19 protein-coding genes are annotated in these 17,315 nt (G+C 55.1%); 2 read left to right on the top strand and 17 right to left on the bottom strand.

The features are described from left to right. Nucleotides 1–43 precede the first annotated feature (43 nt). On the top strand, nt 44–313 hold the full coding sequence (locus BLT65_RS47365; RefSeq protein ID WP_167306586.1) for a hypothetical protein: 270 nt from the start codon (nt 44–46) through the stop codon (nt 311–313). A gap of 974 nt (nt 314–1,287) precedes the next feature. Here the strand turns inward: BLT65_RS47365 and BLT65_RS31625 are convergent. From BLT65_RS31625 to BLT65_RS31545, 17 genes are all read right to left on the bottom strand, one after another. Further along, nucleotides 1,288–1,920 carry a response regulator gene (locus BLT65_RS31625; protein WP_091785697.1) on the bottom strand — a complete coding sequence of 211 codons (633 nt, stop codon included), beginning with the start codon at nt 1,918–1,920 and terminating at the stop codon, nt 1,288–1,290. Nucleotides 1,921–2,728: 808 nt separating this feature from the next. Further along, nucleotides 2,729–3,700 (bottom strand): LysR family transcriptional regulator, encoded by a 972-nt coding sequence (locus BLT65_RS31620; protein ID WP_091785392.1) that lies wholly within the window; start codon nt 3,698–3,700, stop codon nt 2,729–2,731. Between the two features lie 141 nt (nt 3,701–3,841). Further along, nucleotides 3,842–4,537: a class II aldolase/adducin family protein gene (locus BLT65_RS31615; RefSeq protein WP_091785389.1), complete on the bottom strand. Its 696-nt coding sequence runs from the start codon at nt 4,535–4,537 to the stop codon at nt 3,842–3,844. A gap of 109 nt (nt 4,538–4,646) precedes the next feature. Then, nucleotides 4,647–5,609 carry a fumarylacetoacetate hydrolase family protein gene (locus BLT65_RS31610; RefSeq protein WP_091785386.1) on the bottom strand — a complete coding sequence of 321 codons (963 nt, stop codon included), beginning with the start codon at nt 5,607–5,609 and terminating at the stop codon, nt 4,647–4,649. 42 nt (nt 5,610–5,651) lie between these two features. After that, the gene (locus BLT65_RS31605) at nt 5,652–6,137 is read right to left on the bottom strand and encodes a VOC family protein (protein ID WP_244186780.1); all 486 of its coding nucleotides are present in this window, start codon (nt 6,135–6,137) and stop codon (nt 5,652–5,654) included. A gap of 82 nt (nt 6,138–6,219) precedes the next feature. Next, nucleotides 6,220–7,230, bottom strand: a complete 1,011-nt coding sequence (locus tag BLT65_RS31600; RefSeq protein WP_091785383.1) for a CDP-6-deoxy-delta-3,4-glucoseen reductase — start codon at nt 7,228–7,230, stop codon at nt 6,220–6,222. 93 nt (nt 7,231–7,323) lie between these two features. Next, nucleotides 7,324–8,190 (bottom strand): VOC family protein, encoded by an 867-nt coding sequence (locus BLT65_RS31595; RefSeq protein ID WP_091785691.1) that lies wholly within the window; start codon nt 8,188–8,190, stop codon nt 7,324–7,326. Nucleotides 8,191–8,257: 67 nt separating this feature from the next. Further along, the gene (locus tag BLT65_RS31590; protein WP_091785380.1) at nt 8,258–8,449 is read right to left on the bottom strand and encodes a 2-hydroxymuconate tautomerase; all 192 of its coding nucleotides are present in this window, start codon (nt 8,447–8,449) and stop codon (nt 8,258–8,260) included. A gap of 2 nt (nt 8,450–8,451) precedes the next feature. After that, entirely contained in the window at nt 8,452–9,516 is a 1,065-nt protein-coding gene (gene dmpG / locus BLT65_RS31585) for a 4-hydroxy-2-oxovalerate aldolase (RefSeq protein WP_091785377.1), read from the bottom strand. Next, nucleotides 9,513–10,436 (bottom strand): acetaldehyde dehydrogenase (acetylating), encoded by a 924-nt coding sequence (locus BLT65_RS31580; RefSeq protein WP_091785374.1) that lies wholly within the window; start codon nt 10,434–10,436, stop codon nt 9,513–9,515. Before BLT65_RS31580 ends, dmpG begins: the two co-directional genes overlap by 4 nt. A gap of 50 nt (nt 10,437–10,486) precedes the next feature. Continuing rightward, a complete protein-coding gene (dmpH, locus tag BLT65_RS31575; protein ID WP_091785371.1) occupies nt 10,487–11,284 on the bottom strand; it encodes a 2-oxo-3-hexenedioate decarboxylase in 798 nt (265 codons plus the stop codon). Further along, nucleotides 11,269–12,078: a 2-oxopent-4-enoate hydratase gene (dmpE, locus tag BLT65_RS31570; protein ID WP_091785367.1), complete on the bottom strand. Its 810-nt coding sequence runs from the start codon at nt 12,076–12,078 to the stop codon at nt 11,269–11,271. Before dmpE ends, dmpH begins: the two co-directional genes overlap by 16 nt. Nucleotides 12,079–12,086: 8 nt before the next feature. Further along, a complete protein-coding gene (locus BLT65_RS31565; protein WP_091785364.1) occupies nt 12,087–13,553 on the bottom strand; it encodes a 2-hydroxymuconic semialdehyde dehydrogenase in 1,467 nt (488 codons plus the stop codon). Nucleotides 13,554–13,803: 250 nt separating this feature from the next. Then, on the bottom strand, nt 13,804–14,568 hold the full coding sequence (locus tag BLT65_RS31560; protein ID WP_091785689.1) for an SDR family NAD(P)-dependent oxidoreductase: 765 nt from the start codon (nt 14,566–14,568) through the stop codon (nt 13,804–13,806). A gap of 117 nt (nt 14,569–14,685) precedes the next feature. After that, nucleotides 14,686–15,450 carry a glucose 1-dehydrogenase gene (locus tag BLT65_RS31555; protein ID WP_091785360.1) on the bottom strand — a complete coding sequence of 255 codons (765 nt, stop codon included), beginning with the start codon at nt 15,448–15,450 and terminating at the stop codon, nt 14,686–14,688. Between the two features lie 304 nt (nt 15,451–15,754). Continuing rightward, nucleotides 15,755–16,117, bottom strand: a complete 363-nt coding sequence (locus tag BLT65_RS31550) for a nuclear transport factor 2 family protein (RefSeq protein WP_091785357.1) — start codon at nt 16,115–16,117, stop codon at nt 15,755–15,757. 157 nt (nt 16,118–16,274) lie between these two features. Further along, nucleotides 16,275–16,745, bottom strand: a complete 471-nt coding sequence (locus BLT65_RS31545) for an SRPBCC family protein (protein ID WP_091785351.1) — start codon at nt 16,743–16,745, stop codon at nt 16,275–16,277. Between the two features lie 308 nt (nt 16,746–17,053). On the opposite strand from BLT65_RS31545, the gene BLT65_RS31540 reads away from it, so the two are divergent. Further along, a partial coding sequence (locus BLT65_RS31540; RefSeq protein ID WP_143036597.1) for a transposase occupies nt 17,054–17,315 on the top strand: 262 nt, incomplete at its 3' end.

Below are 17,315 nucleotides of genomic sequence, written 5' to 3'. Positions count from 1 at the left end.
GAATGATTTAACAGAAAATCTATCGTAAAAACATGGTGGCGAGATGTCATCGCACATCGCCACCCATTCCCTGCACGAAGGCTTTGATACATGGCATGCTCAAACGCTCGTCGACCACGATGTCATGCTTGCCGAAGTGATCGTCAAGGGATCGTGGATAGAACTGACGAAGCAGCTACGTGGACAGTTCGATGCGCTGCCGGTCAGTTGCGCGCGAACAACTTATTGCATCCGCGACACCCACAGCCTCGCTCAACGTGTCAAGGAAGCGGAGCAAACGGCTCGTATGCCTCGAGCTATTGGTGACTCGTAGTCGATTTCCCAGTCTGAAGTGAACAATTTTCCAAGTCGCGTCATATTTCGAAGTGGCTTGAGGATCCACAACATTGTCGCGAGCTGTTTCGACAGGTAGCCAAATCGCACACCTTCGAACCAGTCAATCGTGATCTCGTTGTCGTGCGACCAAGCTCGTATTACCTTGACGACTTGATCTGCTTCGGCCCACTGGTCAGTTTTCACTCTAACAACAAGTTGCGCGACCACAAGATGGCAAAGCAGGTCAGCGCCCGATTGGACATCGAAGTTATCTCTCATAGCATGCCCATCGAAGATCGTTAGCTTCTGCTTCATCGCTGCATCATCCATTGCCAATCTCCCGTCACTAGCTGCCAACAGCGATCGGAAATGTGCCCAGCACCAACAGCAACCTATCTCAAAGCAGCTGTTGACCTTCCAAGCGCGACGCCCAAGGCAGTGAAAATTTAGATTTTTGCGGCAAGAGTAAATGCGATAAAACAGTGCTCGCGAGATCTCCTATTTCCGCGCTTACCGCCACAAAGAAACCGAAGGTTCAAGTAAAATAGACACCGTGTCCATCGGGCACAGTGTCAAAACCCAGCAACCTCGCGCTGCAGGGGAACGACTACAAGCAGAGCAGACGCCATTGTCCTAGCATCCGAAAAAAGAGGAAATCAGGGTGACCTGATTAATTCTGTAGGCAATTCCCTACATCCACACAACATCAAGCTTCCTGCTGCTGAACTTGGCGCCGCCGATATATCGAGCGAACCCGTCTTGACGGATTTGCTGAACGTCTACCTACTAATCGCCAAGCCCGTCAACTATTTGCGTCTCTAATATCGTGACTTCGCTCGAGCGCAGGGAGCCAAAGGAACCGAGTAAGCGATCGGAGGCCATGTGAAGATGTTCATGAAATTGGACTTGCCTGCCAATTGCTAAAAGTCCGGTTTTCGGGCGAGCAAATTTTTTCTTCGGAAGACGCGAAAGCTATTCAGCGATAAGTCCGTGCCGGATCGCGTAGCGAATCACCTCTGCGTTATTCACTAGGCCGAGTTTCTGCATCAGCCGCATCTTGTGCGTGCTGATCGTTTTTGCGTTGAGAGCGCATGTGTCGGCGATTTCGTTGATGCTGTTGCCAGCCGCCATCATCTGCAGCACCTGAAATTCGCGGTTGGACAGCACTTCGTGTGGTGGCAGGTCGCTGCGATCGGTCTCGAAGACCATCGAGTCGACGAGCTTCGGATCGATGAAGCGGCCGCCGTCCACAAGCTTGCGGATCGCCGCGAGTAGCACGTCGGGCTCGCTGTCTTTCGTCAGATAACCTGTTGCGCCCGCCCGCAGCGCACGCGACGCCACCTGCGCTTCCTCGTGGAAGCTCAGCACCAGAATCGGCAACGAAGGCCTTTCCGCGCGCACGCGTCGGATCAGATCGATGCCGCTGATACCGGGCATCGTCATATCGAGCAATAGCAAATCGACCGCACAGGTGCGCAGCTTGTCGAAAACGGCCGCCCCATGCGACGCTTCCGCCCCGACAACCATGTCGGTCGCCGTCGCAATGATTCGCTTGAGTCCGCTGCGGACAATCGCGTGGTCATCTGCAATTAATATCGTGATCATATTTGATGAACCGCCATCGAATGATGACGTCAATGCTTCGCAGTTCCAGAAAGTAACGGGCATCCCCGCGTGTCATTCTCCGGATCCGACATGTTAGCCTACGACAACACCTAAACGACAAATACGCGCTTATTGCGAACTGCCTATCGAGGACTCACGCTTGCGCTTTCGAGTGCTGCACATAGGATCTCGGTCTGGTCAAATAGCGTCACGCGGTATTCGAGTGGCAATCGCGAGCTGGTCCGTACTTGACATGGCATCCTGCACGCCTTGAAAAGCGTTGAGCGTCCAGAGAACGTGAAAAGTATATATCGGCGTCAGGTCAAGCAGCTGAAGTCAGAATCCGCTGGATTTCATGTCGGCATTTCCTTAACGCCCCAGCGAGTCACAATACGAGCTGCCATTTGAACTTATACGCATCATCCGGCATAAAGGCCAATATGCGAGGCCGCCCGTTGTCAATAGCCCCAAGTCATCACGCAATAATGGAGATAGTTGAAAGTCACTTCAATCCGCCGGGTCGTGATCGACAACGAACGGATCGGCGCGAAGCCCGGGCACCAAGCGCCGCCAGCACCCTGTCATTTCGCGCCACCGGAGGGGCGGGGGCGATTGACGCTTCGATCGTGTCCCACTCAGGCAGTCGACAAAGATCCACGTGGTGTTCGAGAAGTCGCATGCAGCCCTGAGAGGGTCGCTGACCAAGAATCGGCCAAGCACAGAATGGCGTGCCTCGACACTTGCATGCCCACAACGATACCCGAGCTCACTGAGGTCAGGCACCCACACCTATCTGGAAATTAGCTTCTTATAAATGAACCTGAACTATCGGGTTGTCTGAGCAGCTGTCTGTGCCCATGTCTCTCAACAGGTCAGAGACATATGCATCCGAGAACTCACTTTGAATTAACGAACGCAACCAGAGCAGGCGTTGATCATGGTGGTACTTCCGATGCCAATATTGCTTCAAATCGTACCCAGGCAGCTCGATAGGCAACGATATCAATCGCAGGTTATACGTGCTTGCGAATATCTTCGCTACAATCAGAGGGACAACAGCTATGAGATCCGATTCAGCGATGATTCTTGGGATGCTCATGTAGTGCGACGTAGTCAGTACGATGTTGCGCTTAATCTTTCTGTCGACCAGAATCTCCTCGAACATCTCGCTGGTTCGGCTTCCATCCCTGACATCGACATGGCCTGAGTTCTGAAACGCGTCCAAAGTCATCTGCTTGCCGGTGATCGGATGCTCCTTCCTCAACACGCAGACGAGATTGTGCGAAAAAAGCCTTTGCTGGTAGATGTCGGCCGAGACAAGGTCGGGGTAAAATCCAATCGCCAAGTCGACCTTACCACCCTGGAAACTTTCGATAAGATCCGGCGGCGATAGCGACAGAGAGCGGATACGTGTCAACGGTGCATGCTTCTTCAAAACAGCAAACAGGCGAGGAAGAAACACGTACTCTGCAATCGCCGTCATGCAGAACACGAACTCGTCGGTCGCTTGCTGCGGCACAAACACCTGTTGAGACAGGATATCCTGGTCAATCGACTCCAATACTTGCTTGACCTTATCGATAATGCTCTGACTTCTAGGGGTTGGCTCCATTCCGAGGGGAGCACGAACAAATAGCGGGTCACTAAATGCATCCCGCAAGCGCGCCAATGCTGCACTGGCAGCTGGCTGACTGACGTTTAGCGAAGCCGCAGCTGCGGTGATGTTGCGTGTTTCGTAGATGGCTACAAATACACGCAGGAGGTTCAAATCAAGTTTCATATTGCACTCGCGGCGAAACCCGTCGGTCTCGCGTCTCCGCTTGGTGCTAACACCAATCGCGATTTATTTTTCCCCAGCTGAACCTGCCCAGTCGCACTGAACCCGCAGTCGCTAGTCTTACACCCTACTTCGCTACGTCCGTCAGTCAGCTTCGGGATCGCCAGCCGTTAGGTAATCCCACATCCGCTCCATAATACCCCCGCTTCTTACCGCACGTTGAGACGCCTGTTCCGGCGTTAGGACGCGCGCTTCAGCATAAAGGGCCGCCATACGAATCTGCATCTCGATTCGTGCTGCGTCTTCAAGATAGTAGCTTAGAGCGACTGCTTCCTGTAAGGAAGCCGCTGCCACGACCGCGCCGTTACCACGCAACACGACCGCGCGTCCTTCGCCCATCGCTTCGGCGACTTCAGTTGCGAGCTCATTACTTCTCGCCAATCTCGTGTCATTCCAAAGAGGGACCGAAGGGGCGAAATAAGCCCCTAGGCCGTGCCGGGGGGCTGGTGTTTTCTCAGCGACAGAAAGCGTCATCAGATTCGCCGGCGTCGTACGGGCAATTCCATGGACGTCGGATCGCAACCGGTATATTGCCTGATGAATACGCACTTCCCCGAGCACCTCCTCGGGAAGAGGTCCGTCTATCGGAACGACAACCCCGCTTTCCCCAGGGAGAATCAGCCCCATGGGTTTAGGGGCACAGACAAGAAACGCCTCCTCATTGAGTCTAACGCTGCAATGACCATATGCGTGCACCAAGCCAGCCCGAGCCAGCGCGCGTGCAGCGACCCTAAGCTGCCTCTGAAGTGACCCTTCTGATTGTGTGTTCGACTGATTCACGCTTACTCGCCAATGTTATTGAGCACCACCTGACGACGTCCCTAAACGAGCACTCGGCGAGCCTGCCGCATCCGGGCTCGCCAGTTTGATCCCCGCCTCCCGGTACACATCACACCAGAGAATGCCTCATCTCACCAATCTTCTCGATCCAGATTCGGACGCTATCCCCAGCCTTCAGGAACTCCCCTCTCGCCGACCCAACACCAGCTGGAGTACCAGTGAGAATAATGTCTCCGGGTTGGAGCGTCGTTCGGCTGCTGAGAAACGCGACTTGTTCGGCGACGCTGAAAATCATAGAGCTAGTCGAACCGTCCTGGCGGATCTCTTCGTTCAACCAGAGCTTCATTTCCAGCTCCTGTGGATCACCGACAAATTTGGCTGGGGTAATCCACGGACCGATCGGACAACTGCCATCAAAGCATTTGTGCGATACCCAGTCAAACCTGAATGGCGAGCGCTCGGAGAAATTGGTGCGCCATAGGCCATCACGAGCGGACAAGTCGTTCGCGATGGTATAACCCGCCACATAGCCCAGGGCCTCCGACGCGGAAACGTTGCGTGCACTGCGACCAATGACCGCTGCAAGCTCGACCTCGTAGTCAACCGATTTCGCATATGCAGGTAGTTTTACCTGAGCACCCGGCCCGACGATTACCCGGGGCGTCGGCGACTTGATGAAAAACCACGGCGATCCCCCATTTTCTCGCGGACTTGGTTCTTCTGGCAGACTGAACGCACGACGCATCTCTTCGACGTGGTCCGAGAAGTTGGCTCCGGCTCCGAAGATCGCGTCGGGAAATTGGATCGGCGCGAGCAACTTCGTATTCGCAACGTCCATTCCGTGAGCCGATACTTCTGGTTCGTCCTCTACCCTGGTTGCAACCATGTCGAGCAACGGAATGAACGTATCCCATTCGCGCAGAACATCCAGCACAGAGAGGCTTTCAAATTTCGTCTGATGGACGCGGTTCAGTGTCGTAGCGGCATCAAAAATCCTGGAGCCGATAAGCAGACCACCACGAGGGATCCCTTCATCGTCCGCATACGTGAGAAGCTTGTATTCAGTCTTCACGCAACTTTCCTATTACTTGGTTTAGTGTGGCCGGAGGTATTCTTAGAACAGGTCGCCGAAATCAAACAGATCGTCATCCTGGAAATTTCCCTCGTAGTACTGGACCTCCCACCAGTTGTAGTCCATGTCCTCGAGGTAAAACGAGTACACACCATGCTGGAGGGCAGGTTCAGTGATTTGACGAATCTTGTACTTTTCCTTCAGTGCCACCGTCTTCTCATAGGCGGCATCGACCTCTTCCTTGCTCGTAACATCGAGCCCCCAATGATTCAGGAAGGGCACTGGTTCAATCTCATCGCCAATTTCGACGCTGAAGATGTGGAACTTCATGCCCAAGCGGACCGCGAACGATCGAGGGCCATGCCTGACGGTCTCCAATCCAAGAAACTCTTTATAGAACGCGCGAGTTTCGTTGATGTCGCGGCAAGCCAGCGTGCCATGCCCCAAAACGTAGGGCTTGATGACCGAATCCTGGTTATTGACAGGAATACGGGTGATTTCTGGAATCTGAGGAATAATCTGAGCCATGGTGGTGACCTTTAAATGCACTGAGGTATTGCAGGTTGCCTTGCGTTCTGGTTATCTAGCGGCATACGCCGGCTCGAACTCATTAGACAAACGAGTCTGCGAAGAACTCGCTCGACGGAAGATTGCAGCGCTCCACGAAGTCCTTCCGGGCTGCGCTGACCATCAGCGGCGTCCCGCAGGCATAAACCTGGTGGCTCGAGAGGTCGGGAAGGTCCTCCATTACTGCTTGATGAACGAAGCCAGTTCGTCCGTCCCATTCGCACGCTTCCGTCGCATTCGAGAGCACCGGGACGAAAGTGATGTGGTCATGTTGTCGTGCCCAATCCCGAGCCAGTTCCATCATGTAAATGTCGCGGCGCGCACGTCCACCCCAGTACAGCTTGATGGGACGACGGATATTTTGGCTAAGCATATATTCGACGATCGACTTGATCGGCGCGAATCCAGTTCCGCCAGCCAACATCACGATTGGTTTGTCAGAGTCCTCCCGCAGGAAGAATGTGCCGAACGGTCCCTCAAAGCGCAGCATCTCACCTTCCGCCATTGAGCCAAAGACGTGGTCCGTAAACACCCCACCCGGTGAGTGACGAATGTGCAGTTCGAGATGTGTAAGGTCTTCATGGTGAGGGGGAACCGCAATCGAATAACTACGGCGTTGTCCATCCTTCAGCAAGACGTCGATGTACTGTCCCGGCAGGAAGTAGATGTTGTAGTTCATCGGGATGCGGAGCCGTACCTTCATGACATCAGGTGCAGTTCGCTCAATACTCGCAACACGGCACGGGAACGTCATCGCTTTAACGGAGCTGATACCATCAAGCTCCTTCAGTTCGACGACAAGATCCGTCAGGGGCTTCGCCACGCACATTAGCGCATATCCAGCCTTACGCTCCGAATCCGGGAGCACACCCGGAATGATCGGACCGTAATCCACTTGCCCTTCCAGGATCTTCCCCCGACACGTGGCACATCCGCCTGCGCGGCAGCTGTAGGGAAACAACAGACCGGCATCCATGCCTGCTTTCAGGACAGTTTTCCCGTCATCCACCTCGAAGCTATGCCCGGTCGGTTTCAATGTAACTTTAAAGCTCATTTACTTCTCTCATATTCAGAATGCTGGACCGGCGCTCGAATCTCGCTCGACTCGAGCAAGCGATCGTCGGAGCAAACATGTAGGTTTCGAACGCTAACTCTCAAATCCAGGAATGCCCATCGGCTTGGAACCGAGGATGCAGAATGACTTCGGCTCTACCGGGAACTGCCGAGGGTGATGCACCCGTTCTTCTTCGTCCGTGAACACTTTCACTCCGCACGAGTACTCAAACGTCATCCCGTCTGGTCCGGCGAAATACAAGAAGTGGGCACCAGATGTCGCGTGACGTCCCGGCCCAAACCGTATCTCGACACCCTTTTCCTTAAGAAAGTAGTAGGCTCGAAAGATGTCATCGATAGACTCCACCTGATGGTTGATATGCTGGATGCCACCATGATTCGCCGGGAACAGGGCTAGAGTATGGTGCACCGGGTTGATTCGCAGGAGAGCGGCATCACCAATCCGATCGCTGACCCTGGCACCACCGATTTGCGTCCAAAATTGCTCATCACGCTTAGGGTCACTGCTATAGAGCCCAACGTGGCTAAAGCCTGTTATTCCAGCGTCGCGCGAAGGGAAATAGCGTCGACCGCTCGCGTGAGGACGCAAGACAACATCGACCTGAGTTCCCGACGGATCTACGAAATGAATGAATGCGTTAACACGGCGTTGTTCGCATTCTTCGCTGGTTCCCGCGCGAACCCTGTACCCGCGGTTTTCCAAGGAATCTGCCGCGCTGGAGAGATAGTCGCTTGAGACCACCTCGAAACCTACAGTCTGGTCGTTGGGATCCCCCTCGAAATAGCAGAGCGTATGATCCCGACTGTCCGAGCGAAGATATAGCGACTTACCCTCTCTCCTTACGGATTCCATCCCAAGGATCTTGGTCGCATATTCCTCCGCGCTGTCCAGATTCTTCGTCCCAAGCCGGACGTAGCGGATTTCGTGTAATTTAAGCATTGTCTCCTCCCTCATGCGCCTTCCGATGTACTACGTATGAGCCCGCACACCGGGCTCATATCGAGGCTCAGCGCCCCAGCGCTTTTGCCGTGACACCCGCAATTCCCCAGTTCGTTTTGGGTACGTCGAGAATCCAGACGCGGACATTCTCCTTCGGGGCGCCCACGGCTTCACAGAGTGCCTGAGTGACCTTTTCGATCACCGCCGCCTTTTGCTCCTCTGTTCTTCCCTCTACCAAGTAGATTTGAGCAAATGGCATTTTTAGCTCCCCAGTGCCGCGGTCGCAGTTACGCCCTTGAGAAGACCGCGCTCCTTTGCCATCGTCAGTGCGGTGTCTTCGATCATGTCCTCTTGGCCACCCACCATCTTCTTCTTCGCGAGTTCAAGAAGGATGTCACGGGACGGAACGCCGTAACGCGCTGCCGCACGCTTCGCAAAAAGAAGGAACGTGGAATAGACCCCGGCGTATCCAATTGTGAACGAGTCACGGTCAACGCGAATAATCTGGTCCATCATCGGGACAACGATGTCTTCAGCCACATCCACCAGCTTGAATACGTCGACGCCCGTCTCGATGCCCATGCGTTCACAGACACCAGCGAAGACTTCCAACGGCGTGTTGCCAGCACCCGCACCGAGCCCGCCGACTGACCCATCAATGCGGCTCGCTCCCTGTTCGATTGCAGCGATCGAATTCGCGATACCCATACCGAGGTTGTGATGCCCATGAAAGCCGATCTCGGTATCCGGATTCAATGCCTCGCGAAGCGCACTAACTCGCGCCCGAACGTCCTCGGGAAGCATGTATCCAGCGGAGTCGGTGATATAGACGGTCTGTGCACCGTACGACTCCATCAGCTTGCCTTGCTTCGCCAGACCTTCTGGCGAATTCATATGAGCCATCATCAGAAAGCCCGTAGTATCCATTCCAAGCTTTCTGGCAAATCCAATGTGCTGCTCAGCAACATCGGCCTCGGTACAGTGCGTCGCGACGTGCACGCTGTGCGCGCCACAGGCTCTTGCCGACTCCAGGTCCTTCATCGTCCCCAGACCAGGCAACAACAGCACCGATACCTTGGCGCGCTTCAGTTGAGGAACAACAGCCGAGAGGTACTCTTCGTTGGTGTGCAAGCCAAATCCATAATTGACGCACGAGCCTCCCAACCCATCGCCGTGCGTTACTTGAAGCAGCGGCACGCCTGCGTCGTCTAGCGCAGTTGCGAGCTTCACCATGTCTTCAACGGACATTTGGTGACGCTTTGCGTGCATGCCGTCGCGCATGCACATGTCGTGGAGCAGTACTTTCCTACCTTTCAAGTGGCTCATCGCAGTTCCTCCGCCTGTGTGGCCTGGAGCTTGATCGTTTCGCCGAGGATGCCCTCGGCAAAGAGTTCAGCGGTACGCGTGGCTGCCGCAGTCATGATGTCAAGGTTGCCCGCATACGTGGGCAGGTAATCGCCGAGGCCGGCAACCTCGAGGTAGATCGAGACCTTGTTGCCGTCAAAGACAGGTCCATTCACGAGACGATAGCCGGGTACATATTTCTGTACCTCTGCAACCATTTCGAGCACAGACTGCGTGATCTTCTGTTCGTCCGGTGCGGTCTCGGTCAAACAGTAGATCGTGTTTCGCATGATGACCGGCGGTTCAGCCGGGTTGATCACGACCAAAGCCTTACCCTTTTTGGCTCCACCAATTCGTTCAACGGCACCGGAGGTCGTGAATGTGAACTCGTCCAGATTCTTACGTGTCCCAGGCCCGATGGACTTCGACGAAACGCTCGCGACGATTTCACCGTAAGACACTGTTTGAACACGGGAGACGGCGAAAACCATCGGAATCGTCGCCTGACCTGCACACGAAATCATGTTCACATTCATCGCCCCGCCCTGCGCGTGTTCGCGTAGATTCACGGGAGGAACACACAGCGGTCCGATGGCCGCCGGCGTGAGATCGATCGCCAGCACGCCGAGTTCGTTCAGTTTCCGGCTATTTTCCGGATGAACGTAGGCACTGGTCGCATCGAAGGCAATCTGAATCTGATCCTCTTCAATAAATGGTAATAGTGCATCAATGCCTTCCGCCGTGGTCTTCAGACCATTGGCGCGCGCAAGCGCCAGTCCCTCCGACGCAGGATCGATGCCCACCATCCAAACCGGCTCCAATACAGGGCTGCGGGCAATTTTGTACATCAGATCGGTTCCGATGTTGCCGGAACCGATCAACGCGCATCTGACTTTCTTCATTGAATACTTCTCCTGGTCAGGCACAGTTGCCTATGCCCAAGTGCAGACAGCTACTCGACAAACCGGATCGAAACGCTGCCGAGTTCCTGGAATCGGGCTACGACGCTATCGCCGGGGCTCACAGGGATCGCTTCCGTAATCCCACCACTCATCACGAAGCTTCCGGAAGGGAGCATCTCTCCTTGCTCTGCCAACACGTTGACGAGCATTGCCACCGCCTCCGCGGGGTGTCCCAAAACTGCAGCTGTCGCAGCCACCGCGACGATTTCGCCATTCTTCTCGAGTACGACACCTAGCGTGCGCAGATCGAGTTCTTCGGCATAGCGTGCACGACCACCACCGACAAACCTCGCCGACGAACAGTTATCTGCCACTGTGCTTGCCAAGTCGAATTTGAACCCGGTGTATCGCGAGTCGATGATCTCGATAGCAGGCAACACATAGTCCGTCGCGTTGAGCACAGCTTCGGCAGTACACCCCGGGCCTCGGAGGTCCTTCGACGTAACGAAGGCAACTTCGCACTCGACGCGCGGATGCACCAGATCACCGGTCGATATTGCCGAGTTCTCCGGGCGCGCCATGGCATCCGTCAAGAAGCCGATGCAGGGATGGTGAACTCCCATTTGTTTCATCTTGGCTCGCGAGGTAAGGCCCGCTTTCCAGCCTACGAGCCGCTCCCCCGATGCGAGATATCGACGTCGCAGATTCGCCTGAATCGCATACCCGTCTGAAACCGTGATTTCGGGCCATTGTTCGCTAAGTTTCGGAATAACCCTAGCCTGACGCTGAGCCTGTTCGACTTGTTCCGAAATTTGGTCGATTACGTTGCTCGTTAACGTGCCAGCCATACCGCCTCCTTTCGTGAAACCGTCATCCTGCAGGTGCCGAGGCCACCTACAGTGCACACAAGTTCATCACCGTCCGCGACAGGGATCAAGGCAGACTGTGAACCGGACAGAATGACTTCACCCGCCTTGAATGGGATACCAAGCGCCCCCAACGTGTTCGCTAGCCAAGCCACCGCGTTTGCCGGTCCACCTTGTACGGCCGCGCCAGCCCCCGTCGCGCAGACCTCGCCGTTTTTCTCAAGCACCATTCCGGCGAGTGTGAGGTCAAGCTTGCGGGGATCGCCCTTTGTTTCACCAAGAACAAAGAATCCACAGGATGCGTTGTCCGCCACCGTGTCCTGAATCTTGATGTTCCAGTCAGCGATTCGCGAATCGACAACCTCGAAACAGGGAACCACGTAGTCCGTCGCGCGAATGACATCCATCGCGGTAATGCCTGGGCCGATGAGATCGTACTTGAGTACGAAGGCCAATTCGGCCTCCGCCATTGGCTGGATCAAACCGGAGAGGTCGATCGGTTGACCTTCACGGTAAATCATCCCGGAGGTGAGTTGGCCAAAGTCCGGCTGATGTACTCCAAGACGCTCCTGTACCGGCTTGCTCGTAGCGCCAATCTTCTTTCCGATAATGGTTTCGCCGGCGAGCACACGTCGCTCCACCATGTGCAACTGAATGCGGTAGGCGTCCGCAATCGACACAGTGGGCTCACGCTCCGTCAGCGGAGTAACCGGAGTGCGTGTAATTAACGCCTCGTACAGCTCGTCCCCATACCGCTCAATCAGCTTGTCGTCCATTTTTGCCCTCACAGCTTCACACAGACGTTACGTGTTTCCGTATAGAACTCGAGAGAGTGCACGCCACCTTCCCGCCCAATACCCGACTGCTTCGACCCGCCGAATGGTGTGCGCAGGTCGCGAAGGAACCAGCTATTTACCCAACTGATCCCGACCTCGATCCGAGCTGCCATGCGATGAGCGCGCGCGAGGTTTTGAGTCCAGATCGTGGTAGACAGCCCGCATTCACTATCATTTGCCAGCGCGACGACCTCATTCTCGCTATCGAACGGGCGGATATGGCAGCACGGGCCGAAGATCTCCTCGCGCACAACTGCGGAAGTCTCAGACAGCCCGGTCCAGATGGTGGGTTGCACCCACGCGCCTTCAGCGAGGTCTGCGGGCACATCAGGGATACCACCTCCGGTGACGATCGTTGCGCCATCCGCCGCTGCTTTGGCGTAGTAAGACAACACCTTTTGCCTGTGCTCTTGGCTAATTAACGGCCCAAAGTTGGCATTAGAATCCGACGGACGCCCGTACTTGACCGCCTCCGCCCTGTCCTTCAGTGCGGCAACGAAGCGCTCAAAAATGGGACGTTCGACGTAGACACGCTCTGTACCAAGGCAAATCTGGCCGGAGTTAAGGAAGGCTGCGCGATAGATCCCGTCCACCGCTGCCTCGAAGTCTGCGTCGGCAAACACGATGCCTGCGTTCTTGCCACCCAGCTCGAAGGAGACGTCTCGGATACCATCCGAAGCCGATTTCATAATCGCTGCACCGGTGCGGGTTTCGCCGGTGAACGTGATGGCGTCGACTTTCGGGTGCCGAGCGAGCAATTCCCCGGCCGAATCGGGTCCGAAACCATGAATGACGTTGTACACGCCACGCGGCACGCCAACGGCGTTCATCACCTCGCCGAGCAAGCTGGCGGTGGCAGGCGTCTCTTCCGATGGCTTGACAACCACCGTATTCCCACACGCAAGAGCCGGGGCCACTTTCCACGTCATAAGCATGAGGGGAGCGTTCCACGGACAGATGACACCTATGACTCCCTTCGGTACTCGAATCGAGTAGTTGATCGCACCTTTTCCGTCCGGTGTCGCAGTCTGAAACGACTCGCCGGAAGCACTCTTGATCGTTTCGGCGAAGACCTTGAAGTTTGCGGCACCGCGAGGAATGAAGACGTTCTCCATCACGTGCCGGTGTTGACCTGTGTCCGCCATTTCCGCATCGACAAAGTCGTCGAAGCGGCGGGTTATCTCGTTGGCCACCCCAAAAAGCAAGTCCACACGCTGGTCGGTCGTAAGGAGCCCCCATTCACCCTGGAGCGCGTTGCGAGCGGCGTCGACCGCCGCATCTACCTCGACTTTTCCGGCCTCTGGCACCGAATAAAGCACTGTATTGTCAATTGGCGATCGCTTCGAGAAGCTCTTTGCTTCTACCGAATCCACATATTCGCCATTAATGAAATTTTTGAACACGGACGACTCCATTCTCGATACCAATCCAAGACATATCCCCGGCTTCAAACTATCGGGCAAACATCAGCGTCTTCATTATTGTTTCCAGGTCGGCTTACCGCTAACTACATCTGCTTATGCGCAATATCAAGGGGATTTATTCCCTTTCCTGCTCTGTAATCACGGGTCCTTTCCGCTGCCAAACTGAACATCGAAATGAGAGCGACCCCGAGCGGATCGGTCGTCTCGAACCGCTCGGCTAGCCTTCATTAAGAAGGGCACTTCACCACGCGGTCGTTCCTCCGTCGATTGCAAAGTCGGCGCCCGTCACCCACTTTGACTCGTCACTGGCCAGGTATAGCGCGCAGTAAGCAATGTCTTCGGGTGTTCCGACTTGACCGTTGAGCATGAGCTTGCGCTTCATAGGCTCAAACCATTCCGGGTTATCGATAAGAGCCGACGTTGCACCAGTACGCACCAACCCGGGCGAGATACTGTTAACGCGGATTCCGTGCTTGCCACCCTCCATTGCAAGCTGGTGCGTCATGGCAATGACGCCACCCTTTCCCGCTGAGTGTGCGAGTGCCGGTAGAACTTCGTATGCGATCTTTCCAGAAACCGACCCGCAATTTATGATCGAGCCACCGCGTTTCTTGAGATGGTGCCACGCCGCTTTGCACACGTTAAAGACGATGTCTAGCTCCCCCTTCATCGTGCCGCGCCACATCTCAAGTGTCATATCTTCTATTGGCGCGAAGTGGACACTCGCAGCATTGTTATAAAGCACGTCGATGTGACCATGGCTCTCGATTGCGAAGTCGATCAACGCTTGGGCTTGCTCTTGCTCAGATGGATCACAAGGTTGGAGTGCGGCAGCGTCCCCCCCGGTGTTACGAATCGCGGCGATAGTTGATTGACAGCCGGCCTCATTCACGTCGCATCCGACCACCCTCGCACCCTCTCTCGCGAATAGCAGCGCCGCTGCACGCCCCATTCCACTACCGATTCCGGTGATAACAGCAACCTTTCCCTCAAGACGATTTGCCATCCTAATTATCTCACTCTCATTACGAGGCACGAAAGCCGCAAATTGCTCGCGCAGCTCCCCGACGACCTTCAATACGTATGACCTAGACTCCTTGGACTAGGCGCCCCTGACTTCCTCTCAATGCGCCAGATAGCCGCCGTCACAAGCGAGCGCTTCGCCGGTCACAAATGATGCCCGCTCCGAGCACAGCCACACGGCTGCTTCTGCGGGCTCATCAGGCTGTGCGAAACGCCCGATCGGGTGAGCCTGCTTTAGAATGTCCATCAATGCAGGGTTATCCTTGAAAACGCGCGACATCATCATTGGCGTCTCTACCACACCAGGCATAAGCGCATTTACCCGCACACCGTGAGGTGCATAGTCCAGAGCTGCTGTACGAGTCAAACCCAAGACGGCGTGTTTGGACGCCACATATGCAGGCATGCTCCAAGCGCCGACCTGCCCCAAGGCGGAAGCAGTATTGACAATCGAACCCTTCCCGGCCTTGACCATCTCGGGAATCTCGAAACGCAGGCAGTTCCAGATACCCTTCAAATTCACCTGTATGACACGGTCCCATTCCGCTTCGTCATAGTCTGCAGTTGGCGCGAGCGGCCCTTCGATGCCTGCGTTGTTGAATGCTGCCGTCAATTTGCCGTACTTCTCGATAGCAACGGATACAAGTCTGCGAACCTCCTCGCCCTTGGTCACATCCGTCGGAACAAAGATGGCCTCTCCGCCCGATTGAACAACCTGATGTGCGGCTTCCTCGCCCGCTGTGCGCGACACATCCGCGAGTACAACAATCGCCCCTTCACGGGCAAATACCTGAGCCGCTGCGCGACCGATGCCACCGCCGGCGCCGGTTACGATGACAACCCCACCTTCGTGCAATGCTTTCATGTCCCCTCCAGTTGCTTTTTGAAGCACAGTTGATGCGATAGATTCCCCTCGATTGGCCGATGCGGCCAATAGGAGGGGGTGTGATCAATAGCTATCTGCCCATACGCTGGACCGAACCTATTTGTTCTGTTTCCATGGCGTTGATAGAGACCGCCTACCTGCGTTGTGGGTTCTCGTTGTGTTACAACGCGACGTATGGTCCGCTAAAACGAATTTCCTTCGACCAAATTTCAAGTCGATGGATCGACGGCGACGATACAAAGGCAATACGCCTATCGAGACCACTCGCGCCGAACGGCAAATTTCAACCGGGAGAGAAGACAGGGGTCAGGTCTGTGTAAATCCGCCAGTCGCGAGCACGCTCACCGTCGAATTGAATAACCGTAACGCACGGGACTGTTACGGTAGGACCGTCCATCCGTGTGTAGCTCACCGTTTCTTCGAAGATGAAGTGACCGGTGCTTTCGAATACATTGACGAAGTGATGTTTAAGACCCTCGATCGACTGCCAGAACGCTGTCAATGCCGCACGCACCTGATCCTTGCCTGTGGCACTCGGCTGATTCCCGAAAGTAAGCTTGATATCGTCTGTAACGAAGGCAAGGAACTCGTCCATCCGCTTGTTGTCGATGTGATCGAACATCTCTTCATACCACAAGCGCTTCATTTTCGTCTCCTAGTTTATGTAGGCATGTCGCACTCGGATCTATCGAATCAACACCAACGCACTGAAGACACAGCGCGTCGGCGTTGACAGCCGAATGGACTGCCGGAATTATCTAGCTGCTTGGTGAAATAGGATTTACCGACTTGGAGATCGGCAGTTACAACTGACCGGAGCTAACAGCCTGCCGGATTGCCGATAGCGTCGTATCAACGGCGGTTGCATAGTCTCTTTTCATAGTCTCGCCAAATTCCAGTTCTTTTGCCGAACCGGAATCGACGTCAACTAGTTGTAGAGCAAAGCTGAAGCGGAGCTTGAGATCTCCATCTTCACCGTCCAAGATCTCATTGACGATGAAACCGTCAGCAGGACCGGAGAGGCGCAGGAAAACCACGCGCTTCTCAGGATAGAACGTAATGCGCTCGCGTGCAGCCTGCCCCCTAGCCTCGATGTCTCGAACAAGGCCGTTCTCGGTTTGCTCGACGACCTCGCACTTGGACATTACAGCCACAAAAGGCAACGCGTTGGACGCTTTCATTTTCAGCCCGCTCCAAACCTGAGACCGGGTCAGAACCGGATCTTCTGGCTTGCGAGTGCCATTGACAGAAACTTCTTTCGTTACGTAGAGCATTTTCGTCTCCTTGAATCTAGATGATTCATATCTTTGGGTGTTGTCTGCCGCATTGCGTGACGACAACGAATGACAGCTTTAGGCTTTTACAGCTATCGCCTCGAGGAAAGAGTAGCTATTCCTCGCCTCCTACGGAAATCGTTTCGTCTGATTTGCTCTATTTGCTTGAGTTATGGCGTACCGCTTTCGTGCGTCGACTGCCACTCCGCTCGCCGATCAATCGTAAGCGCGCAATTTCCCCCACCTAGCTTTTGCGTGTATCAAGAGCCACGATTGCGTCCGCAACCTCTAACTTGCGGACGCAATTTATGACCCGGGATGACCTTTCGTTTTTGCCTTTGCGGGTGACCCGCGTGGGCGTGGGTGGCAAGCGCAGCTTCGATGTGACGGGTAAGCGCCTGCTTGTGGAAGCCTGCCAGCAGCCAGGCGCGTCACTGTCGGGCCTGGCATTGAAGGCCGGGGTGAACGCCAACCAGTTGCGCAAATGGGTTCGACTGCACCGGCAGGCACAAACGCGCGCAAGTAACGACGACATGGACGCGTCACCGTCGGCGTTCGTGCCAGTCATCG

The organism is Paraburkholderia steynii, from assembly GCF_900100565.1.
GTDB classification, from domain to species: domain Bacteria; phylum Pseudomonadota; class Gammaproteobacteria; order Burkholderiales; family Burkholderiaceae; genus Paraburkholderia; species Paraburkholderia terrae.
The sequence above is the reverse complement of the archived record's forward strand: the minus strand, read 5'-3'. Positions and strand labels throughout refer to the sequence as shown.

Coding starts and splice junctions, on each gene's coding strand:
- BLT65_RS31600 (WP_091785383.1), bottom strand. CDS start 7,230: ATGAGCTTTAAAGTTACATTGAAACCGACCGGGCATAGCTTCGAGGTG.
- BLT65_RS31550 (WP_091785357.1), bottom strand. CDS start 16,117: ATGAAGCGCTTGTGGTATGAAGAGATGTTCGATCACATCGACAACAAG.
- BLT65_RS31555 (WP_091785360.1), bottom strand. CDS start 15,450: ATGAAAGCATTGCACGAAGGTGGGGTTGTCATCGTAACCGGCGCCGGC.
- BLT65_RS31590 (WP_091785380.1), bottom strand. CDS start 8,449: ATGCCATTTGCTCAAATCTACTTGGTAGAGGGAAGAACAGAGGAGCAA.
- BLT65_RS31625 (WP_091785697.1), bottom strand. CDS start 1,920: ATGATCACGATATTAATTGCAGATGACCACGCGATTGTCCGCAGCGGA.
- BLT65_RS31580 (WP_091785374.1), bottom strand. CDS start 10,436: ATGAAGAAAGTCAGATGCGCGTTGATCGGTTCCGGCAACATCGGAACC.
- BLT65_RS31605 (WP_244186780.1), bottom strand. CDS start 6,137: ATGGCTCAGATTATTCCTCAGATTCCAGAAATCACCCGTATTCCTGTC.
- BLT65_RS47365 (WP_167306586.1), top strand. CDS start 44: ATGTCATCGCACATCGCCACCCATTCCCTGCACGAAGGCTTTGATACA.
- dmpH (WP_091785371.1), bottom strand. CDS start 11,284: ATGGCTGGCACGTTAACGAGCAACGTAATCGACCAAATTTCGGAACAA.
- BLT65_RS31545 (WP_091785351.1), bottom strand. CDS start 16,745: ATGCTCTACGTAACGAAAGAAGTTTCTGTCAATGGCACTCGCAAGCCA.
- BLT65_RS31620 (WP_091785392.1), bottom strand. CDS start 3,700: ATGAAACTTGATTTGAACCTCCTGCGTGTATTTGTAGCCATCTACGAA.
- dmpE (WP_091785367.1), bottom strand. CDS start 12,078: ATGGACGACAAGCTGATTGAGCGGTATGGGGACGAGCTGTACGAGGCG.
- BLT65_RS31595 (WP_091785691.1), bottom strand. CDS start 8,190: ATGCTTAAATTACACGAAATCCGCTACGTCCGGCTTGGGACGAAGAAT.
- BLT65_RS31560 (WP_091785689.1), bottom strand. CDS start 14,568: ATGGCAAATCGTCTTGAGGGAAAGGTTGCTGTTATCACCGGAATCGGT.
- BLT65_RS31565 (WP_091785364.1), bottom strand. CDS start 13,553: ATGGAGTCGTCCGTGTTCAAAAATTTCATTAATGGCGAATATGTGGAT.
- dmpG (WP_091785377.1), bottom strand. CDS start 9,516: ATGAGCCACTTGAAAGGTAGGAAAGTACTGCTCCACGACATGTGCATG.